Here is an 18,997-nt window from a genome sequence, read left to right on the forward strand (position 1 = left end):
TTGCGAGAGCGAGCGGGGCGTTGAGTGGCTGGCGATGAGCGCCAGACGGAGCATGATAGGATACTCTGCGAGTCGGCCCAATTCTCAATCGTCACGCCCAAGGACGTCTGGACATGGCTTTATTTCGCAACCGCAAGCGTCGCACCGAGGTACTCGAGCGCCCGGAGTACGGCTGGATCTGGAAGCCGCTGCTGGTGCTGGTGGTGCTCTATCTGATCGTCTGTCTGGGGCTGGGGATCTGGTGGAGCCGGCGTCCCGCCGATATCGACATCGCCCAGGTGGTGGCGGTTCAGGAGGCAGGCAACGAAACGGCACCGGCGGCGCGCGGGGCGGTCATGGTCGCGACCCTGGCGGCCACCGTCGAGACGCTGCTCGACAAGCCGGGCGGCTTCCTGCACAACGATGTCTTTCCGCCGGGCGTCTGGCTCGACAACATGCCGAGCTGGGAATACGGCGTGCTGGAGCAGACGCGAACCCTGACCCGGGCGCTGCCGGCGCTGAATGGTGGGCCGTCGCCGGCGTTGAAGACCATCCAGGCCGAGTTGGGTACCGATAGCGAGGACTGGCTCTACCCGGCGGCGGAGCGCAGCTATGCCAAGGCGTTGGGCGCACTGCAGGGCCTGCAGGGTAACCTGGGTCACGACGGCAGTGGCTTCGTCGCCGAGGGTGACGGGCTGGCCGACTGGCTGCTCCAGGTCTCTCAGCGTTTCCGGCGCGAGACGCAGCACCTGCTGGCCAACGCCGACGATCCCGAAGCGCTGCGGGAACTGGGCGTGGACGAAGACGACCTGCCCGAGTCGACGCCCTGGTTCCGCATCGACGATACCTTCTATGAGGCACGCGGCGAGGCCTGGGCGCTCACCCAACTGCTCAGGGCGGCCCGGCGCGACTATGCCGACCTGTTCGCCAAGGCCGACGCCGACGGCCATCTCGAGCGTCTGATCGCCGAGCTGGAGCTGGCCCAGCGGCGTGTCTGGAGCCCGGTGATCCTCAACGGATCGGGCTTCGGGATCTTCGCCAACCACTCGCTGGTGCTCGCCAATCACACCAAGGTCGTCGCCGACCTGTCGCGGGATCTTGCCGGTCAGTTGCGTGGCGTACAGGTGCCATCCACTTCGGCCCCGGCCTCGGCGTCCCCGGCCGATACGGGGCAGGGCAGCGAGCAACCGTCGACCGCAAGCCAGTCTGCCGCCGGCCAGACGGCCGATGGCCAGACGGCCGATGGCCAGTCTGCCGAGGGTCGGGCGACCGATGGCGAGGGTCAGGCGGCCGATGGCCAGTCCGCCGAGAGTCAGCCCGGGGCGTCGTCGGCCGAATCGGCGGCAGCCGGCCAGGCCGAAGCGGACGAGACGACGCAGGGCCAGGCGTCCGCGGACGACTCGGGCGGCCACGCTCAGGCGCCCCAAGGCGCCCAGGCGACAGACGCCGCGAGTGACGACGCTCAGGAAGAGGCTGCCGCGTCCCACTGACGCGGCGAGGGACCCCGATACGCAACGGGCCGCCCCGAGGGGCGGCCCGTTGACGTAGGCGGAGTGGCCGGCTTAAACGTCTTTCACAACCGGTAGGTGGCGTGGGCTTCTCCGGCGGCAGGACGTCGCGAGGGCGCTGTAAACCCCTCCCTGGGCGCTACCTTTGCTATCTGACCGCCATGGATGGCGGGAATGCCGGAATGGAAAGGAACATTTTCCGGCCATGGCAAAGGACCCTCGCTTTGTCCTGCCCCCGGCGCCCATCATCAGAGGGTTCGTAAATGCGTTCTCACTGCTTTTCGTAGGCGGCCACGGCCTTTTCGATCGCCTTGCGGGCGGCATCGGCGTTGTCCCAGGATTCCACCTTGACCCACTTGCCCTTCTCGAGGTCCTTGTAGTTCTCGAAGAAATGGGCGATCTGCTGGCGCAGCAGCTCGGGCAGGTCGGTGACTTCCTCGACCTCGTCATAGAGAGCGGTGAGCTTGCCGTGCGGGACGCAGACCAGCTTGGCGTCTTCGCCGGCCTCGTCGGTCATGTTCAGCACGCCGACCGGACGAGCGCGGATCACGCTGCCGGGCTGCACCGGATGCGGTGTCACCACCAGGGCGTCGAGCGGGTCGCCGTCGTCGGCCAGGGTGTGGGGGATGAAGCCGTAGTTGGCCGGGTAGAACATCGGCGTGGCCATGAATCGATCGACGACCAGCGCATCCATGTCCTTGTCGATCTCGTACTTGATCGGCGCATGGTTGGCCGGGATCTCGATCGCCACGTAGACGTCGTTGGGCAGATCCTTGCCGGCGGGAATCTGGTTGAAGCTCATCGTCGAATCCTTGCGGTTGGCTTGATGAAGGGAAGCTGGCCGGATTATACGAACTGTCCCCGGCGAATGCCATGCCGCGGGCAGCGTCGGTGGCCGGACGGACGACGGCACGAGGTCGGCGAGGCGATCGGGGAAACGCGGCGGGGCGCGCCAGGAGGCCGCCACGTCGGGCTCGACGCGGCGGCCGGGTCGCGAGGTGTCAGAACATATAGTTGATGCTGAAGTAGTGCCCGGGGCCGGACGTGTCCTGATTGACCCCGGAGGCCTCCGAGCCGTCCTCGTAGAAGGCCATGTTGTTGTAGATCTTCAGACCGTAGCCGATGGCGAAGCGCTGGTTGTGATAGTAGATGCCGTTGAACCATTCCAGGCTGTTGCTGCTGCGCCCCGGCTGGCTGCCGACGGTATCGGCGCCGAACTTGTAGTCGAGATAGCCCTGGTAGGCCATGAAGTCGCCGTTGCCGAAGGTGTAGAAGGGCTTGAACCAGTCGGTCGAGGCCATGTAGCCGTCCCAGGAGCCTTCGTCGGGACCGCCATAGTTCTCGCGTACGTAGCGCGCCGTCAGGTTGAGCCCCATGGTGCCGAACCAGGGGACATCGATATCGGAGCCCAGGCCCACGTAGTGTTCCCACAGTCCGCCGGCCGGACCGTTGTCGCCGATGTTGGTGACGGTGGCGATATACCACTCCTGGACCGGGCCCACGGAAAGGTCGTGGCCGGTGATGCCGTCCAGCGAAAAGCGCGGGGCGAGCTTGGCGAAGACGTTGTCGCCTTCCGACTGGTCGTCGCTGCTGTCGTCGAGCACGTCGAAGAAGTCGACGTAGCCGTAGAGATCGACGATCCCGGAGCGGCCGCCGAATTCCATCTCGAGGTAGGTGTCCTGTGCGTTGCGGAAGGGGAGCCTGTTGTCCTCGCTGTGCATCAGGTTGAAGCTCAACCACTTGCTGTCGTTGTCGTGCAGGCCGCCGGAGTAATCGGCGGCCATGGCGGTGCCGCTGACCGCCGTGGCGGCGGTGATCAGAAGCGTCGAGGCGATGGTCGTCTTGCTCGTCATCATGAGGTCTCTGTGTCGTTCGTGGCTGTTGTGGGGTTGTTGTGGCGAACGGCAGGTAGCCGGGCGCAGCTTTGTTAATAAAATAACATTTTAAATGTGATTAAAATAACAAACTGGTGTGACTGTCAATAGCGAGCCGAGGCGAGTTTCGCCGAAAAAATCGACTCAACGAGCTGTCCGCCGTGTTTCCAAAAACACAAAAGGGATGAGGTTGTCGGTGGAAACAAAACCCTGAGGGAATGATGACGGGATGCCGACGGGGGCGGCTCCGCGGCGTGGACGCACGCTGCGCTGCGGCGATGGTGGCATGGCCGATGACCGGCGAGCGTGTATGATGGAGCGCCGCGGGAACAGCAAGGAGAATGATCGGTTGGCGGAACAAGCGTTGTCCCTGAGTTACGGTCAGGCCTTCGTGGCCCCTGAGCGACGGCGTCACCGGAGTTCGATGTCGGTGCTCGTTCCCGAGGACGAGTCGACCCTGGGTAGCAAGGGCGCCTGCGCCCTGATCAGCGATTCCATCTGGCGCAACGCGATCGCCAAGCAGGCCGGCGATCTGAGCGTGCGCGGGTTTCTCACCGACTACTATTCGACCCCCGGGCACTGGGACGTCAAGACCTCGGCGACCCGGGTGCTGCGGGCACTGAACAGCTGGAGCTACAGCCAGAGCAGCTACATCGAGGGCGGCAGCTACGTCAGCTCGCTGTCGGCGATCGTCTTCCGCGGGCGGGACGCCCACGTCTTCCACCTGGGCGATACGCTGGTCTTCCGGCTGCGAGGCGCCGAATTCGAGCAGCTCTCCCGCGATCACATCACCGATCTCGGCGGCTACCGCTATCCCTCGCGCGCGCTGGGCCTCGACGGCAATCTCGACATCGACTATGCCAAGCTGCCCCTCAAGCAGGGCGATCTGTTCCTGTTCACCACGCGTGCGGTTCGCGGGACGCTGATGCCGTCGGACTATGTCCAGTTGATCCGTGCCGACGTCAGCGACCTGGATGCCGCCTGCGAACGCCTGGCCGCCGCCGCCCAGCAGCGCGCGGGGGAGCGGGGCTACGGGGCCGACCAGTTCTGCTTTCAGCTGGTGCGCATCGACCGGCTGTCGGAGAACATCGAGGAACAGCCCGAGCGGGTGTTCGGCCACCTGCCCGTGCCGCCGGAACTCGGCGTCGGCGATCGTCTGGACGGCCTGGAAGTACTCGAGGTGCTGTCGCGGACCGCCAAGTCGCGGATCTATCGGGTTCGCGACGAGCGCAGCGGGCGCCTCATGGCGCTCAAGACGCCGAGCCCCGAACTGTCGAACCGCAACGTCTACCTCGAGCATTTCCTGCTCGAGCAGTGGGTGGTGGATCGGGTCAACTCCCCGTTCATCGCGCGCATGGTCGAACTGCCGCGCCCCCACCGTTACCTCTACTACCTGACCGAGCCGGTGCACGGCGAGACGCTGAGCGAGTGGGCGCGCCGCCATCCGCAGGCCAGCCTGGCGCAACGGCTCGACATCGCCCGGCAACTGGCCAAGGCGGTCCAGGCGCTGCACCGTCGCGACGTGCTGCACCAGCAGATCCGGCCCGACACCGTGCTGGTCGATTCCCATGGCCAGGTGGTGCTGACCGCCTTCGGCGCCTGCTTCCGTCGCGATGGCGATGAGCACAAGGCCCGCGAGCTGGCGCGGGAGCTGGGGCTCAGCGAGCACAGTGCCCCGGAGTATGCCCTCGATACCGAGGTTGGTCGGCGCAGCGACCAGTATTCGCTGGCCTCGACCATCTACTGGCTGCTCACCGGTCGGGCGCCCTACGCCCAGGCGCCGCACCAGTTGCGCAGCCACACCGGCCTCGAGCAGATGCGCTATCGCAGCGCCCGGCTCGACAATCCGCAAGTGCCTGAGGCGCTCGACGAGGCTCTGCGCCGCGCGCTCGATCCACAGCGTCCGTTGCGTTTTCGCCGCCTGTCGGAGTTTCTGGTCGCGCTGCGCGATCCCCGCCGGCGTCAGGCCGCCGAGGGCAGCGGCAGAGCGCTGCGCGAGCCGGCCAATCTGTGGCAGGGGATTGCCGGGATTCTATTGTTGCTGCTGGTGCTTTCCTGGCTGTTGAAATGATCCGCTACGGGCTACGAGCCAACCGCACCGCAAACCAAGACGCCCCGCTGAGTAGCGGGGCGTCTTGTGACTTGCGGGCGGTCGCTTCGTGGCCGGGCGTTACAGCGTGAATTCGGGCAACTTGCGCGCGACCTTGGCCAGCTTCAGGGCGGCCATCTTGGGCAGGCCGTTCTCGAACGGCGGGAAGTCCTCGCCCTGGATCAGCGGCGACAGATAGCGACGGCAGGCGGGGGTAATGCCGAAGCCGTCCTCGCGGATGAAGTCGCGGGGCATGAACTTTTCCTTGTTGGCGACCTCGGCGAGCGGGGCGGCCTCGATGCGCCATTCGTAGGGATCGTCGCCGACGCGCTTGATCGCCGGCATCATGGCGTTCTTGCCGGCCAGCGCCAGTTCCACGGCCTCCTTGCCCACCGCATAGGCCTGGTCGACGTCGGTCTTCGAGGCCAGGTGACGCGCGGCGCGCTGCAGGTAGTCGGCGACCGCCCAGTGATACTTGTAGCCCAGGTCCTGCTTGACCATGCCGGCCAGGGTGGGGGCCACGCCGCCCAGCTGGCGGTGGCCGAAGGCGTCGGTGTTGCCGGCATCGGCGAGGAAGGTGCCGTCGTCGTAGCGGGCGCCTTCGGAGACCACGATCACGCAATAGCCGTACTGCTTGACCGCCGTCTGCACGCGCTGCATGACCTCGGTACGCCGGAAGGGGATCTCGGGGAAGATCACCAGATGCGGCGGCTCGCCTTCGCCTTCGCCGGCCAGCGCGCCGGCGGCGGCGATCCAGCCGGCGTGACGCCCCATCACCTCGAGCACGAAGACCTTGGTCGAGGTGGCGCACATCGAGGCGATGTCCAGCGCCGTTTCGCGGGTCGAGGTGGCGATGTACTTGGCCACGCTGCCGAAGCCCGGCGAGTTGTCGGTGATCGGCAGGTCGTTGTCGACCGTCTTGGGCACATGGATGGCGGTGAGCGGATAGCCCATCTTCTCGGAGAGCTGCGAGACCTTGAGACAGGTGTCGGCACTGTCGCCGCCGCCGTTGTAGAAGAAGTAGCGGATGTCGTGGGCCTTGAAGACCTCGATCAGCCGCTCGTACTGGGTGCGGTGGGTCTCGATGTCCTTGAGCTTGTAGCGGCAGGAGCCGAAGGCGCCGCCCGGGGTGTGGCGAAGCGCGGCGATGGCTTCCTCGGATTCCTGGGAAACGTCGATCAGGTCCTCGGTCAGGGCGCCAATGATGCCGTTGTGTCCTGCATACACCTTGCCGATCCGGTCGCTGTGACGGCGGCACGCTTCGACCACGCCGCAGGCGCTGGCGTTGATGACGGCGGTGACGCCACCGGACTGGGCGTAGAAGGCATTGTGCTGGGCCATGGGGCTTCCTTTGCTCCTGCTTTGCGATCGTTGAGCGTTGAAGAGGGGACGACCGTGCATCATAGCCGATAGCGCCGCGTGCTGCACGGCAGCGGGGCGTATGGCGCCTGTCACTGCCGGCATGCTAGGCTCACGCGCCGATGCCCCGCACAGCCCCACGCGAGGCGTCTTCTTCTCTTGGTCGGCGGGAGGCCCCTGATGCACGTGCATATCCTCGGAATCTGCGGCACCTTCATGGGCAGCCTGGCGCTGCTGGCCCGGGAGTGCGGGTTCACGGTCAGCGGTTCCGATGCCAACGTCTACCCGCCGATGAGCACCCAGCTCGAGGCCGCCGGCATCGCGCTCCAGGAGGGGTACGCGGCGGGCAACCTCGAGCCGCGTCCGGACCTGGTGGTGGTCGGCAACGCCCTGTCGCGGGGCAACCCCGAGGTCGAGGCGTTGCTCAATGCGCGCCTGCCGTACGTCTCGGGGCCCCAGTGGCTGGCCGAGCACGTCCTGCCGGGACGGCGTGTGCTGGCCGTGGCGGGCACTCATGGCAAGACCACCACCGCCAGCCTGCTGGCCTGGCTGCTCGAGTCCGCCGGCCTGGCGCCGGGCTTTCTGATCGGTGGCGTGCCCCGCAATTTCGGCGTGTCGGCGCGTCTCGGCGAGTCCGCCGCGCCCTTCGTGGTCGAGGCCGACGAATACGATACCGCCTTCTTCGACAAGCGCTCCAAGTTCGTGCATTACCGCCCCGACGTCGCCGTACTCAACAACCTGGAGTTCGATCACGCCGACATCTTCAGTGATCTGGCGGCGATCGAGCGCCAGTTCCATCATCTGGTGCGCACCGTGCCCGGCGACGGCCGCTTGCTGGTCGCCGACGGCGAACCGGCCCTCGATCGCGTCCTGGCGATGGGCTGCTGGAGCACGACCGAGCGCTTCGGTGCGGCCGACGACAGTGCCTGGCGCCTGGTGCTGGAGCGCGATGACGCGAGTCGCTTTCGGGTGATTCACGGCGCCGAGGATGCGGTGGTCGACTGGCCGTTGACCGGCGAGCACAACGCCCGCAATGCCCTGGCGGCCCTGGCCGCGGCGGCCACCTGCGGGGTCGATCTGGCCCGGGGCTGCGCGGCGCTGGCGCGTTTCCAGTCGCCGCGCCGGCGTCAGGAGGTGCGCGGCGAGGTCGCCGGCATCCAGGTGATCGACGATTTCGCCCACCACCCCACGGCGATCGCCACCACGCTGCGCGGCCTGCGTGCCGCCACGCCGCGGGGGCGGTTGCTGGCGGTGATCGAGCCTCGCTCCAATACCATGCGTCTGGGCACGCTCAAGGCGCGTCTGGGCGAGAGCGTGGCCGCGGCGGATGCGGTCTGGTGGTATCAGCCGCCGGGGCTGGACTGGTCGCTCGACGAGGTGATCGCCGCGTCGCCGGTGCCGGCCCGACGTGCCGAGGATATCGAGGCGCTGGTCGAGGCGCTGGTCGACGCGGCGAGGCCCGGTGATCGCCTGGTGGTGATGTCCAACGGCGGCTTCGGCGGCATCCACGAGAAGCTGCTGGCGGCCCTGGAGGCACGTCATGGCTGAGCGGGAAGGCGTCTTCGAACCGCCGGTGACCGTGGCGCTGACCGGCGCCTCCGGGGCCCAGTACGGCCTGCGCCTGATCGAGTGCCTGACCGCCGCCGGGCATGAAGTGTGGGTGATGGTCTCCAAGGCGGCGCACATGGTGATCGCCACCGAGACCGACGAGCAGCTGCCTGCCCAGCCGGGCCGTCTCGCCGAGGCCCTGATCGCGCGCAGCGGTGCCCGGCCGGGCCAGATCCGCTGCTTCGGCCGCGAGGACTGGCTGGCGCCGGTGGCGTCAGGCTCCGGCGCGCCGAGCGCGATGGTCATCTGCCCGTGTTCCACGGGCACGCTCTCGGCGGTGGCCACCGGGGCCAGCAACAACCTGATCGAACGCGCCGCCGACGTTGCCCTCAAGGAGCGGCGGCAATTGATCCTGGTGCCGCGCGAGGCGCCGCTGTCGGCGGTCCACCTCGAGCACATGCTCGCCTTGAGCCGGCTGGGCGCGGTGGTGCTGCCGGCGGCGCCCGGCTTCTATCATCGGCCGACGAGCGTCGAGGCCCTCGTCGACTTCATCGTCGCGCGGATTCTCAACCAGTTGGGGATCGCGCACACGCTGATGCCGCGCTGGGGCGAATGAGCGGTCGGGCCGGAGCGCGGCCGTCCGAGGCTCGCCGGCTCCGTGCGGCGCCCGCGGCTGCGCACGATACGTGGGCGCTCGAGCGTTCATCCGTTAGCAACCGAGACCTAGGGGAGAGTCCTGCATGATCAACCTGTCGCTGTTGTCGGTGTTCGTGCCGACCTTCTTCATGGTGTCGCTGACGCCGGGCATGTGCATGACGCTGTCGATGGTACTGGGCATGACCGTGGGCGTGCGTCGTGCGCTGTGGATGATGCTCGGCGAGCTCGCCGGCGTCGGACTGGTGGCGGTCGCCGCGGGTGCCGGCGTGGCCACGTTGATGCTGCGCGAGCCGGCGCTGTTCGCGGTGTTCAAGTGGCTGGGCGGGGCCTACCTGGCCTATCTGGGCGTGCAGATGTGGCGCTCCCGCGGGCGCATGGCGATCCCCTCGGAGCCCCGCGAACGGCGCGACGTGTCGCGCTGGCAACTGCTCTCGCAGGGGTTCGTCACCGCTGTGGCCAACCCCAAGGGCTGGGCCTTCTTCATCGCCCTGCTGCCGCCGTTTCTGGATGCCGATTTGCCGCTGGCCGTGCAACTGCTCTGGCTGGTGGGCATCATCCTGTCGATCGAGCTTTGCTGCCTGCTGCTCTACGCCACCGGCGGGCGCACGGCGAGCCATCTGCTCAGCCGCAGCGGCAACGTGCGCCTGCTCAATCGCATCGCCGGGACCCTGATGATCGGCGTGGGCGCCTGGCTGGCGCTGGGCTGAGGCGACGATCCGCCTCAGGCATGGGGCAGCCACAAGAGTCGCGCCGTCAGCAGCGCCAGCGAGGCGAGCAGCAGGCTCGCCCAGGGCGGGCGGGGTGGCGTGATCGTGGCGAAACGGTGGTAGCTCAGGCGCACCACGGCGCACAGGGTCAGTCCGAGCAGGGCGCCGCCGACCAGGTCGCTCAGCCAGTGCACGCCGATCACCAGCCGTGACAGGGCCATGGGCACGCAGATCAGGATGGCCGTCCAGTACGCCGGTGCGCGATAACGCCGGGGCAGGGCGTCGGCGACGAAGGCTGCCGCCAGGCCGTAGAGGACCACGGCCGTCGAGGTATGGGCGCTGGGGTAGGAGAAGGAGCCGCTGAGGTAGTCGGGAACGTCGGGGCGAGCGCGTCCGGCGAGATGCTTGAACAGGGTATTGACCAGCGCGATGCCGCCCAGGGCGCCGATGACGTGCAGACCCAGGGCGTAGAGGCGCCGGCGGGCCATCCAGAGCAGCCAGGGCGCGACCAGGGCGATGACGCCATAGGCATCGCCGACCTTGGCCAGGCCTTCGGCGAGCCGGGTCAGCCAGGGCGAATCCAGCGTGTTCAGCAGGCCCTGCAGCTGATGATCCATGGGCAGCGGGCCATTCTGGTCGAGCACCCACAGCGTCCAGCCCGACAGCCCGGCGAGGCTCGTCAGCAGCAGGACCAGCGAGGCCAGCGGCAGGGCGGCCTCGGGACGCGAGGCGGTCAGCGCCTGCCACAGGCGACGACCCCGCGGGTGGCGACTGGCCAGCGCTGCCAGCTTGCGATGCAGCCAGCCCTCGTGGGCCAGCTGCTGGCGCACCAGCGAGAAGGCCACCACCAGGGCCACCACCAGCAGGCCGAGCAGGATCAGCCAGCGGCGGCCGTCGGCGGGCAGGTACAGCAGGTGTTGCCAGGTCCGACCCAGCAGGTAGCCGGGCAGCACGTAGGCGGGCGCCCAGAGAATCGCCGAGCCCAGGTTGGACCACAGGAAGGTGCTCGGACGCATGTGCATCATGCCGGCGATCAGCGGCACGATGGGGCGTACCGGACCGACGAAGCGGCCGATCAGCACCGACATCACCCCGTAACGCTGGAAGAACTGCGCGCCGCGCGACAGCCACTGCGGGTGGTTGCGGAACGGCCACAGCAAGGGCACGCGCTGGCGCTGATGGTAGCCGAGCAGGAAGCTGGCGCCGTCGCCGATCACCGCGCCGATGCCCGCGCCCAGCAGCAGCAGCGTGAGCGACAGGTCGTGGTGGCCGGCCAGCGAGGCGGCGGCGGTGATCAGCACCACGCCGGGTACCACCAGGCCGATCACCGCCAGGGATTCGACCAGCGAGACGAGGGCGACGATCAGGTACAGCCAGCTGGGTGAAGGCGTCAGGGCGGTCATCCAGTCGGTAGCGGTCAAGGCGTGGGCTCCATCAGTTTCAGGCCGGTGGTCATCAGGCGTTGTTCGAAGTGCTCCGGCGTTTCGCCGGGCAGCAGGGGGCAGCTACGGATGCGCGACTGGATGGGGCCGGTCTCGGCGAATACCTCGCGGCTCAGGGCGTGGAGTAGCCGCTCGCGCACGATCAGCGTACCCGCCTCGCCGGTATCCGGCAGCAGCAGCCAGAACAGCGAGGTCTGCGCGCGGCCCAGCAGGTCGTGCTGGCGGCAGTTGGCCTGGATGGTCAGGCAGGCGCGGGTGAGCAGGGCGTGCAGCAGCGCGCCGCCGAACTGTTCGTCGGCCATTTCCAGTTGCGGCAGGTGGATCACCAGTACCTCGAGGGGGCATTTCAGCGCCCGGCTGCGCTCGACCTCCGCTGCCAGGCGGCTGTGCAATGCCTGCCGGGAGAGCGCCTGGCACTGGGGATCGCGGGTCTCGCCGGCGCGCAGGTGCCAATGGCGCGAGTGAATCAGCCAGGCGGGCAGGGCGGTCAGCCCGACCAGGGCAAGGTAGACCAGGGTGGCATGCCAGAGTGGCAGTGCCGAGACGATCAGCAGCAGCCAGACCGGGGCCAGGAAGAGATTGAGCAGCAGGGCCGGGGCCAGCGGCAGCAGCAGGAAGGTCGCCACCGGCGGTGCCCCCAGCCAGATCAGCGAGTGGGTCTCGTGGCGGGCGAGATCCACGGCGATCAGCAGATAGCAGCTGATCAACGCCGAGTAGGTCAGCAGGCGCCGGAAGCCCGGGTTGACCAGGCGCACGAACAGCGCGCCGGCGAGCAGCATGGCGAGCAGCGCCGGCAGCAGGATGTCGTCGTAGTGCCCCATCAGGTAGTGCCACAGGGCGTGCCCGGCGATCAGCAGCAGGGCGCTGAGGTAGACGATGAAGAAAAGCCGGTCGTGCCAACGGGAATTCGCAAGCGCCATTCAGGCCGTCTCCTCGAGGGTCACCAGGGCGCGTTGCTGGCCGGCCAGGGCTTCCAGCTGAGCGTTCAGCGAAACGCCCGGCACCAGCGACACGCAGCGGGTACGCACGCCCGGCGGAAGCGCGGCGAGCAGGGCGCCGCGACGTGACTGAACCTCGCCGGCATCACGACTGATCAGCAGCAGCGCCAGGGTCGCCCGGTCGATCCGGTAGCCATGTTCGTAACGGCGCGTCTGACCGATCAGCGCCCGCGCCACGCCGCGCTGGCGTGACGGCGGGGTGCGCAGGAGCACGAGCATGCCGCGGGAGCCCTCGCGCTGGGTGCGCACGGTTTCCAGGGCGAGGTCGTGGTCGAGCTGACGCCGCGAATGCAGGTCGAGGCCGGACAACTGCGCGCCGGGGCTGCCCTCGTCGCGCCACAGCCCGCGCAGGCTCAGGCCGTGAGCGACCCCCAGCAGTCCCAGGGTGGCCAGCAGCAGCCCGGCGAGCAGCGCTTCCTCGACGCCCAGCAGACTGTGAACGTGCCAGAAGCTGAGTGCCGCCAGGCCGACGTTGAGCCAGCGCAGGACCCCGTGCTGGGGCAGGGCCAGCACCGCCGCCCAGGCCCACAGCCACAGCAGGTAGCGTTGCGGGGCCGCGAACAGGGCCAGGGTGATCAGCCCCCCGAGCAGCAAGGGCAGGCCGGCGCGCGGCAGCCGGTGGCGGCGCTGGCCGAGATACAGGTCGGCCACCAGCAGCAGCGCACCGAGTGCCAGGCCGACACGCAGCGTCGTGCTCTCGGCGTCGGCGGCCAGCAGCAACAAAACGGCGGCGGTCGCCCAGGGCATCAGTCGGTAGGGTCCCGCTTTGAACTTGCGCTCCATGGTGGCTTAGTATTGATCTCCGTTTCGAATAGCCGACACTGTACGATACCCGCCCCCTCGGCGACGACTCGTATCGCGCGATTCCTCATCAAGTCAGTACGTTCGCCGCGATACGCGCTGCGCGACACGGCGACCGATTATGGAGAGATTTCCGGGCATGTCACGACATACAGCGATCACCGACGTGGACTCCTACATGCGTCAGCTCGGCGTGGCCGCTCGCCAGGCCAGCGCCGGGCTGCGTCGCGCGCCGACTGCGGCGAAGAACGCCGCCCTGCTGGCCATGGCCCGCCACGTCGAGGCGTCGCGGGAATCCCTGCTGGCGGCCAATGCCCGGGATCTCGAGCGCGGCCGGGCCGCGGGGCTGGACGCGGCGCTGCTCGATCGTCTGGCGCTCAGCGAATCGCGCCTGGCCGGCATGGTCGACGGGCTTCGACAGGTCGCCGCGCTGCCCGACCCGGTGGGCGAGATCGATGGCCTGCGCGCGCGTCCCAGTGGCATCCAGGTCGGCCAGATGCGGGTGCCGCTGGGCGTGATCGGGATCATCTACGAGTCGCGGCCCAACGTGACGATGGAGGCCGCCAGCCTGTGCCTGAAATCCGGCAATGCCTGCATCCTGCGCGGCGGTTCCGAGGCCAGCGAGAGCAACGCGGCGATCGCCGAGTGCATCGCCGCCGGGCTGGCCGAGGCGGGGCTGCCCGAGGCCGCCGTCCAGGTGGTGGCGACCACCGATCGCGCCGCGGTGGGCCGGTTGATCGCCATGCCCGAGTACGTCGACGTGATCATTCCGCGCGGCGGCAAGTCGCTGATCGAACGCATCTCCCGCGAGGCGCGGGTGCCGGTGATCAAGCACCTCGACGGGGTCTGTCACGTCTATGTCGATGCCACCGCCGACCTGACCAAGGCACTGGCGATCGCGGTCAATGCCAAGACGCAGCGTTACGGCACCTGCAATACCCTGGAAACGCTGCTGATCGACGCGCCGGTGGCCGATGCGCTGCTGCCGCAACTGGCGGCGGCCTATGCCGAGCATGGTGTCGAGCTGCGCGGTTGCCCGCGTACCCGTGAACGGCTCCCCGACGTGGCGCCCGCCACCGAGGCCGACTGGCAGGCCGAGTATCTGGCGCCGGTGCTGGCGATCCGCGTGGTCGAGGGCATCGACGAGGCGATGGCCCATATCGAGACCTACGGTTCGCACCACACCGACGCCATCGTCAGCGAGTCCTATTCGCTGACCCGGCGCTTTCTCACCGAGGTCGACTCCAGTTCGGTGATGGTCAATGCCTCGACGCGTTTCGCCGACGGCTTCGAGTACGGGCTGGGCGCGGAGATCGGCATCTCCACCGACAAGCTGCACGCCCGCGGCCCGGTGGGTCTCGAGGGGCTGACCACGTGCAAGTACGTGGTGCTCGGCGATGGCCAGATCCGTGAGTGATCCGGCCGACCCGGCACCCCGTATCGCCATGCTGGGCGGGACCTTCGACCCCGTGCATCTCGGTCACCTGCGCAGCGCCGTGGAACTCCACGAGGCGCTGGCGCTCGATCGGGTGCATCTGGTGCCGGCCCATGTCCCGCCGCATCGCGAGGCGCCGGGTATCGATGCCGAACAGCGTCTGGCCATGCTCGACGCGGGCATCGGCGCCACGCCGGGGCTGGTCGCCGACGACCGCGAGCTGCATCGCCAGGGCCCCTCCTACAGCAGCGACACCCTGGCCTCGCTGCGCCGCGACTACGGCGACGCGGCACGGCTGGTGATGGCGATCGGCTTCGACGCCTTTCTCAAGCTCCACCACTGGCATGCCCCCGGGCGGCTGTTCGAGCTGGCTCACGTGGTGGTGATCGATCGCCCCGGCCACCGGGAGCCCCTGCCCGAGGCGCTGGAGGCGCTGGTCGCCGAGCGTCGTGTGGCCGATGCCGAGACGCTGTTCCGGCGGCCGGCCGGCGGGCTTCTGCACCTGCGCCTGCCCAGTCGCATGGCGATCTCGGCGACCGACCTCCGTGCGCGGCTCGCCGAGGGTCGCAGTGTGCGCTACCTGCTGCCCGAGGCGGTCGAGGCCTACATTCATTCACATCATCTTTACCGATAGCGGGAACTGTCGGGGTAGAATGGAGTCTGACCCGACTGTTGCCGACGAGGAGCTATGCAGATCGACGCATTGAAGACACTGGCGGTGGACGCCCTTGAGGAGCTCAAGGGTCAGGACATCGCCGCACTCGACGTCTCGGCGCTGACCAGCGTCACCGACGTCATGCTGGTGGCCAGCGGGACCTCTTCCCGACACGTTTCCGCGCTGGCCGACAACGTGGTCGAGCGGGCGAAGGAAGCGGGCGTCCGTGCGCTGGGGGTCGAGGGCAAGAGCGGCTCCGAATGGGTGCTGATCGACCTGGGCGACGTGGTGGTTCACGTGATGATGCCCGAGACCCGCCGCCTCTACGATCTGGAGCGGCTCTGGGCCGACATGCCCGCGGACGGCGAGGAGGAGGTCCGCGGGGGCCGGGCGTGAAGGTACGCCTGGTCGCGGTGGGCACCCGGATGCCCGACTGGGTCGAGCGCGGCGTCGAGGAGTATCGCAAGCGGTTGCCCCGTGACTTCGCCCTCGAGATCGTCGAGATCGCTCCCGGCGCGCGCGGCAAGAATGCCGATGTGGCGCGTGCCGTGGCCCTGGAGGGGCAACGCATGCGCGATCGCCTGCGCGGCGATGAACTGTGCGTGGCCCTCGAGGTGGGCGGTCAGGCGTGGTCGACCGAGCGGCTCGCCCGCGAGGCCGATCAGTGGCGCCACTCGGGACGCGACGTGGCACTGCTGGTCGGCGGCCCGGACGGGCTCGAGCCGGGGCTGTCGGCCGGCGCCGAGCGGCGCTGGTCGCTGTCGCCGCTGACCCTGCCGCATCCCATGGTGCGTCTGATCCTCGCCGAGCAGCTCTATCGCGCCTGGACCTTGCTGGTCGGCCATCCTTATCACCGTTGACGACATTCCCGATGCCCCGACACCCCCTCGCGCCCGGCCCGGCCCAGTTTCCCGATGCGTAAGCCCCGCGATACCCTGAAGAATCCCGAGCAGGAGGTGCGGTTGTTTCGCAACCGTTCGCTGCTCGCGGCCTTGCTGGTGATCCTGATGTCGGGCGCGCTGGTCGCCCGGCTGGTCTATCTGCAGGTGTTCCAGCACGAGGTCTACACCACCCGCTCCGAGAACAATCGCGTGCGCGTCGAGCCCCTGCCGCCGACCCGCGGGTTGATCTACGACCGCAACGGCCGGCTGGTGGCGGAGAACCGGCCGACCTACAACCTGACCATCGTTCCCGAGCGGGTCGACGACCTGGATGCCACCCTGGACCTGCTGGTCGACATCCTCGACCTGCCGGCCAAGGAGGCGAGCGTCTTCCGCGAGCGCGCCTATCAGCGTCAGCGGCCCTATCAGCCGGCGCTGCTGATGAGCGAGCTCAACGAAAAGCAGATCGCGCGGCTGGCGGTCAACCGCTACCGTCTGCCCGGGGTCGAGGTCGAGGCGCAACTGCTGCGCTACTACCCGGATCCACTGATCATGTCGCATGTCATCGGCTACGTGGGGCGCATCAACGCCGAGGAGCTGGCCGATCTGGATCGCGGCGAGTATTCGGGGACGCACTTCATCGGCAAGACCGGCGTCGAGAAGCAGTACGAGTCGGTGCTGCACGGCAAGGCCGGCCTGCGTCAGGTCGAGACCAATGCCCGCGGGCGGGTCCTCAAGGAGCTCGGGCGTACCGATCCGGCGCCGGGGAAGGACATCACCCTGACCATCGACGAGCGCCTCCAGCAGCTGGCCTACGACCTGCTCGACGACCGCCGCGGGGCGATCGTCGCCATCCAGCCGAAGACCGGCGACATCCTCGCCATGGCCTCGTCGCCGGGGTTCGACTCCAACCTGTTCGTCACCGGGATCAGCTACGACGACTACAAGGGGCTGCGCGACGACCACGACCTGCCGCTCTACAACCGGGCGATCCGCGGCCAGTATCCGCCGGCCTCGACGGTCAAGCCCTACATGGCCCTGGCCGGGCTCTACAACCACGTGATCACCCCGGAAAAGACCATCTACGACCCCGGCTACTACAAGCTGCCGGAGCATGACCGGCGTTATCACAACTGGCTGCGCTGGGGCCACGGGCGGGTCGACATGCACCGTGCCATCGAGGTTTCCAACGACACCTACTTCTTCACGCTCGCCCACGAGCTGGGTATCGATCGGTTGTCCGACTTCATGCACCGCTTCGGCTTCGGCGAGGACACCAGCTACGACGTCTACGGCGCCTCGAGCGGTCTGATGCCCTCCCGCGAGTGGAAACGCGAGCGCCGCGGGCAGGTCTGGTTCCCCGGCGAGACCCTGTCGGTGGGGATCGGCCAGGGCTACTGGCTGGCCACCCCGCTGCAGATGGCCACCGCGGTATCGGTGCTCGCCAACCGCGGCCATTGGGTGACGCCGCACCTGGCCAAGCGTATCGGCGACGAGACGGTCGATCCGCCGCCGGCCAAGGAGGACATCGAACTCGACGACGGCTGGTGGACGCTGGTGCGCAACGCCATGGGCGACGTGATGAGCGGCAGCGAGGGCACGGCGCGTCGCGTGGGGGCCGGGCTCGAGTACCGCATGGCCGGCAAGTCGGGCACGGCCCAGGTCTTCACCCTCGACAACGACGAACGCTACAACGCCGACGAGCTCGAGGAACGCTTGCACGACCACGCCCTGTTCACCGCCTTCGCGCCGATCGACGACCCGCAGATCGCCGTCGCCGTGGTGATCGAGAACGCCGGCGGGGGCAGTTCCCATGCCGCGCCGCTGGCGCGCGAGATCACCGATGCCTGGCTGCTGCCCGACGATGACGCGCTCGACGAGGCGGCCGCCGAAATTCGCCAGCGAGGATCGCATGCGACTCCGTGACACCGCCATGCTCCACTACCCGCGCAACGCCAGTGTCCGGCGGCGCAGCACGCTGTGGACGCGCATTCACATCGATCCCTGGCTGTGCGGCATTCTGCTGGTGCTGCTGGGGGCGGGACTGGTGGTGCTCTACAGTGCCAGCGGCCAGCGGCTGGCGGTCGTCGAGGCGCAGGCGCTGCGCCTGGGCGTCGCGCTGACGGTGATGGTGGTACTGGCCCAGCTGTCGCCCAAGACCCTCTGCCGCTGGTCGCCGGTGCTCTACGGGGCGGGGCTGGCGATGCTGATCGCCGTCGAGGTGATGGGCGACATCGGCATGGGAGCCCAGCGCTGGCTGGTGATTCCCGGGGTGATCCGCTTCCAGCCGTCCGAACTGATGAAGCTGGCGATGCCGATGATGGTCGCCGCCTACCTGCAGCGCCAGGCGCTGCCGCCCCGGGTGCGCGACATCCTGGTATGTGCCGTGATCATGGCCGTGCCGGTGGTGCTGATCGCCAAGCAGCCGGACCTGGGCACGTCGCTGCTGGTGGCCTGTGCCGGGGTGTTCGTGGTGCTGCTGGCCGGGCTCTCCTGGCGCCTGATCGCCTTTCTGGTCGTGCTGGCCGCGGCGGCGATGCCGCTTTTGTGGTTCAACATGCACGATTACCAGCGTCAGCGCGTACTGACCTTTCTCAACCCGGAAAGCGACCCGCTGGGCGCGGGCTGGAACATCATCCAGTCGACCACGGCCATCGGCAGCGGGGGCGTCTTCGGCAAGGGCTGGACCCAGGGCACCCAGTCGCAGCTGGAATTCCTGCCCGAGCGACACACCGACTTCATCGTCGCGGTGCTCGGCGAGGAGTTCGGGCTGATCGGCATGCTGGTGGTGCTGACGCTCTATCTGCTGATCATCGGCCGCGGTCTGCTGATGGCCAATGGCGCTCACGACACCTACGGTCGGCTGGTGGGCGGCAGCATCGTCCTGACCTTTTTCATCTACGTGTTCGTCAACATCGGCATGGTCAGCGGTATCCTGCCGATCGTCGGCGTGCCGCTGCCGCTGGTCAGCTACGGCGGGACCTCCAGCGTGACGTTGCTGGCCGGTTTCGGTATTCTCATGGCGATTCACAGCCACCGGCGTCTGCTGCCGCGCTAGCCGCTG

17 protein-coding genes are annotated in these 18,997 nt (G+C 68.3%); 11 read left to right on the top strand and 6 right to left on the bottom strand.

What is annotated here, in order from left to right; all coding sequences use genetic code 11:
- Positions 1-113 precede the first annotated feature (113 nt).
- The gene (locus tag KGR00_RS16160; protein ID WP_224419654.1) at positions 114-1,469 is read left to right on the top strand and encodes a DUF2333 family protein; all 1,356 of its coding nucleotides are present in this window, start codon (positions 114-116) and stop codon (positions 1,467-1,469) included.
- Between the two features lie 289 nt (positions 1,470-1,758).
- Here the strand turns inward: KGR00_RS16160 and ppa are convergent, their stop codons facing one another.
- Positions 1,759-2,289, bottom strand: a complete 531-nt coding sequence (gene ppa, locus KGR00_RS16165; RefSeq protein WP_129138756.1) for an inorganic diphosphatase — start codon at positions 2,287-2,289, stop codon at positions 1,759-1,761.
- A gap of 199 nt (positions 2,290-2,488) precedes the next feature.
- The gene (locus KGR00_RS16170) at positions 2,489-3,343 is read right to left on the bottom strand and encodes an outer membrane protein OmpK (protein WP_224424453.1); all 855 of its coding nucleotides are present in this window, start codon (positions 3,341-3,343) and stop codon (positions 2,489-2,491) included.
- Positions 3,344-3,710: 367 nt separating this feature from the next.
- On the opposite strand from KGR00_RS16170, the gene KGR00_RS16175 reads away from it, so the two are divergent.
- Positions 3,711-5,432 carry a bifunctional protein-serine/threonine kinase/phosphatase gene (locus tag KGR00_RS16175; RefSeq protein WP_129138754.1) on the top strand — a complete coding sequence of 574 codons (1,722 nt, stop codon included), beginning with the start codon at positions 3,711-3,713 and terminating at the stop codon, positions 5,430-5,432.
- A gap of 99 nt (positions 5,433-5,531) precedes the next feature.
- Here the strand turns inward: KGR00_RS16175 and KGR00_RS16180 are convergent, their stop codons facing one another.
- Entirely contained in the window at positions 5,532-6,791 is a 1,260-nt protein-coding gene (locus KGR00_RS16180) for a 6-phosphofructokinase (RefSeq protein ID WP_129138753.1), read from the bottom strand.
- 198 nt (positions 6,792-6,989) lie between these two features.
- On the opposite strand from KGR00_RS16180, the gene mpl reads away from it, so the two are divergent.
- The 3 genes from mpl to KGR00_RS16195 all read left to right on the top strand — a co-directional run bounded on the left by mpl (position 6,990) and on the right by KGR00_RS16195 (position 9,721).
- Complete coding sequence (gene mpl / locus KGR00_RS16185) at positions 6,990-8,357, top strand: UDP-N-acetylmuramate:L-alanyl-gamma-D-glutamyl-meso-diaminopimelate ligase (RefSeq protein ID WP_224419656.1); 1,368 nt, start codon at positions 6,990-6,992, stop codon at positions 8,355-8,357.
- Positions 8,350-8,973 (top strand): flavin prenyltransferase UbiX, encoded by a 624-nt coding sequence (locus KGR00_RS16190; protein WP_224419657.1) that lies wholly within the window; start codon positions 8,350-8,352, stop codon positions 8,971-8,973. The genes mpl and KGR00_RS16190 overlap by 8 nt, the downstream gene beginning before the upstream one ends.
- A gap of 124 nt (positions 8,974-9,097) precedes the next feature.
- Positions 9,098-9,721, top strand: a complete 624-nt coding sequence (locus KGR00_RS16195) for a LysE family translocator (RefSeq protein ID WP_203234779.1) — start codon at positions 9,098-9,100, stop codon at positions 9,719-9,721.
- Positions 9,722-9,735: 14 nt separating this feature from the next.
- Here the strand turns inward: KGR00_RS16195 and KGR00_RS16200 are convergent, their stop codons facing one another.
- The 3 genes from KGR00_RS16200 to KGR00_RS16210 are packed head-to-tail and all read right to left on the bottom strand — an operon-like array spanning position 9,736 to position 12,944.
- On the bottom strand, positions 9,736-11,142 hold the full coding sequence (locus KGR00_RS16200) for a bifunctional DedA family/phosphatase PAP2 family protein (protein WP_224419658.1): 1,407 nt from the start codon (positions 11,140-11,142) through the stop codon (positions 9,736-9,738).
- On the bottom strand, positions 11,139-12,083 hold the full coding sequence (locus KGR00_RS16205) for a diguanylate cyclase (RefSeq protein WP_129138749.1): 945 nt from the start codon (positions 12,081-12,083) through the stop codon (positions 11,139-11,141). Before KGR00_RS16205 ends, KGR00_RS16200 begins: the two co-directional genes overlap by 4 nt.
- Positions 12,084-12,944, bottom strand: coding sequence for a hypothetical protein (locus tag KGR00_RS16210; RefSeq protein ID WP_224419659.1), 861 nt, complete (start codon positions 12,942-12,944; stop codon positions 12,084-12,086). It abuts the gene before it with no gap.
- A gap of 157 nt (positions 12,945-13,101) precedes the next feature.
- On the opposite strand from KGR00_RS16210, the gene KGR00_RS16215 reads away from it, so the two are divergent.
- The 6 genes from KGR00_RS16215 to rodA are packed head-to-tail and all read left to right on the top strand — an operon-like array spanning position 13,102 to position 18,991.
- A complete protein-coding gene (locus KGR00_RS16215; RefSeq protein WP_224419660.1) occupies positions 13,102-14,379 on the top strand; it encodes a glutamate-5-semialdehyde dehydrogenase in 1,278 nt (425 codons plus the stop codon).
- On the top strand, positions 14,360-15,031 hold the full coding sequence (gene nadD, locus KGR00_RS16220) for a nicotinate-nucleotide adenylyltransferase (RefSeq protein ID WP_129138746.1): 672 nt from the start codon (positions 14,360-14,362) through the stop codon (positions 15,029-15,031). The genes KGR00_RS16215 and nadD overlap by 20 nt, the downstream gene beginning before the upstream one ends.
- Positions 15,032-15,085: 54 nt before the next feature.
- Positions 15,086-15,448, top strand: a complete 363-nt coding sequence (gene rsfS, locus KGR00_RS16225; protein WP_129138745.1) for a ribosome silencing factor — start codon at positions 15,086-15,088, stop codon at positions 15,446-15,448.
- Positions 15,445-15,912, top strand: a complete 468-nt coding sequence (rlmH, locus tag KGR00_RS16230; protein ID WP_224419661.1) for a 23S rRNA (pseudouridine(1915)-N(3))-methyltransferase RlmH — start codon at positions 15,445-15,447, stop codon at positions 15,910-15,912. The genes rsfS and rlmH overlap by 4 nt, the downstream gene beginning before the upstream one ends.
- A gap of 54 nt (positions 15,913-15,966) precedes the next feature.
- Positions 15,967-17,859 carry a penicillin-binding protein 2 gene (mrdA, locus tag KGR00_RS16235; protein ID WP_224419662.1) on the top strand — a complete coding sequence of 631 codons (1,893 nt, stop codon included), beginning with the start codon at positions 15,967-15,969 and terminating at the stop codon, positions 17,857-17,859.
- Positions 17,846-18,991, top strand: coding sequence for a rod shape-determining protein RodA (rodA, locus tag KGR00_RS16240; RefSeq protein WP_129138742.1), 1,146 nt, complete (start codon positions 17,846-17,848; stop codon positions 18,989-18,991). Before mrdA ends, rodA begins: the two co-directional genes overlap by 14 nt.
- Positions 18,992-18,997: the final 6 nt, after the last annotated feature.

The organism is Modicisalibacter sp. MOD 31.J, from assembly GCF_020147985.1.
Taxonomy (GTDB): domain Bacteria; phylum Pseudomonadota; class Gammaproteobacteria; order Pseudomonadales; family Halomonadaceae; genus Modicisalibacter; species Modicisalibacter coralii.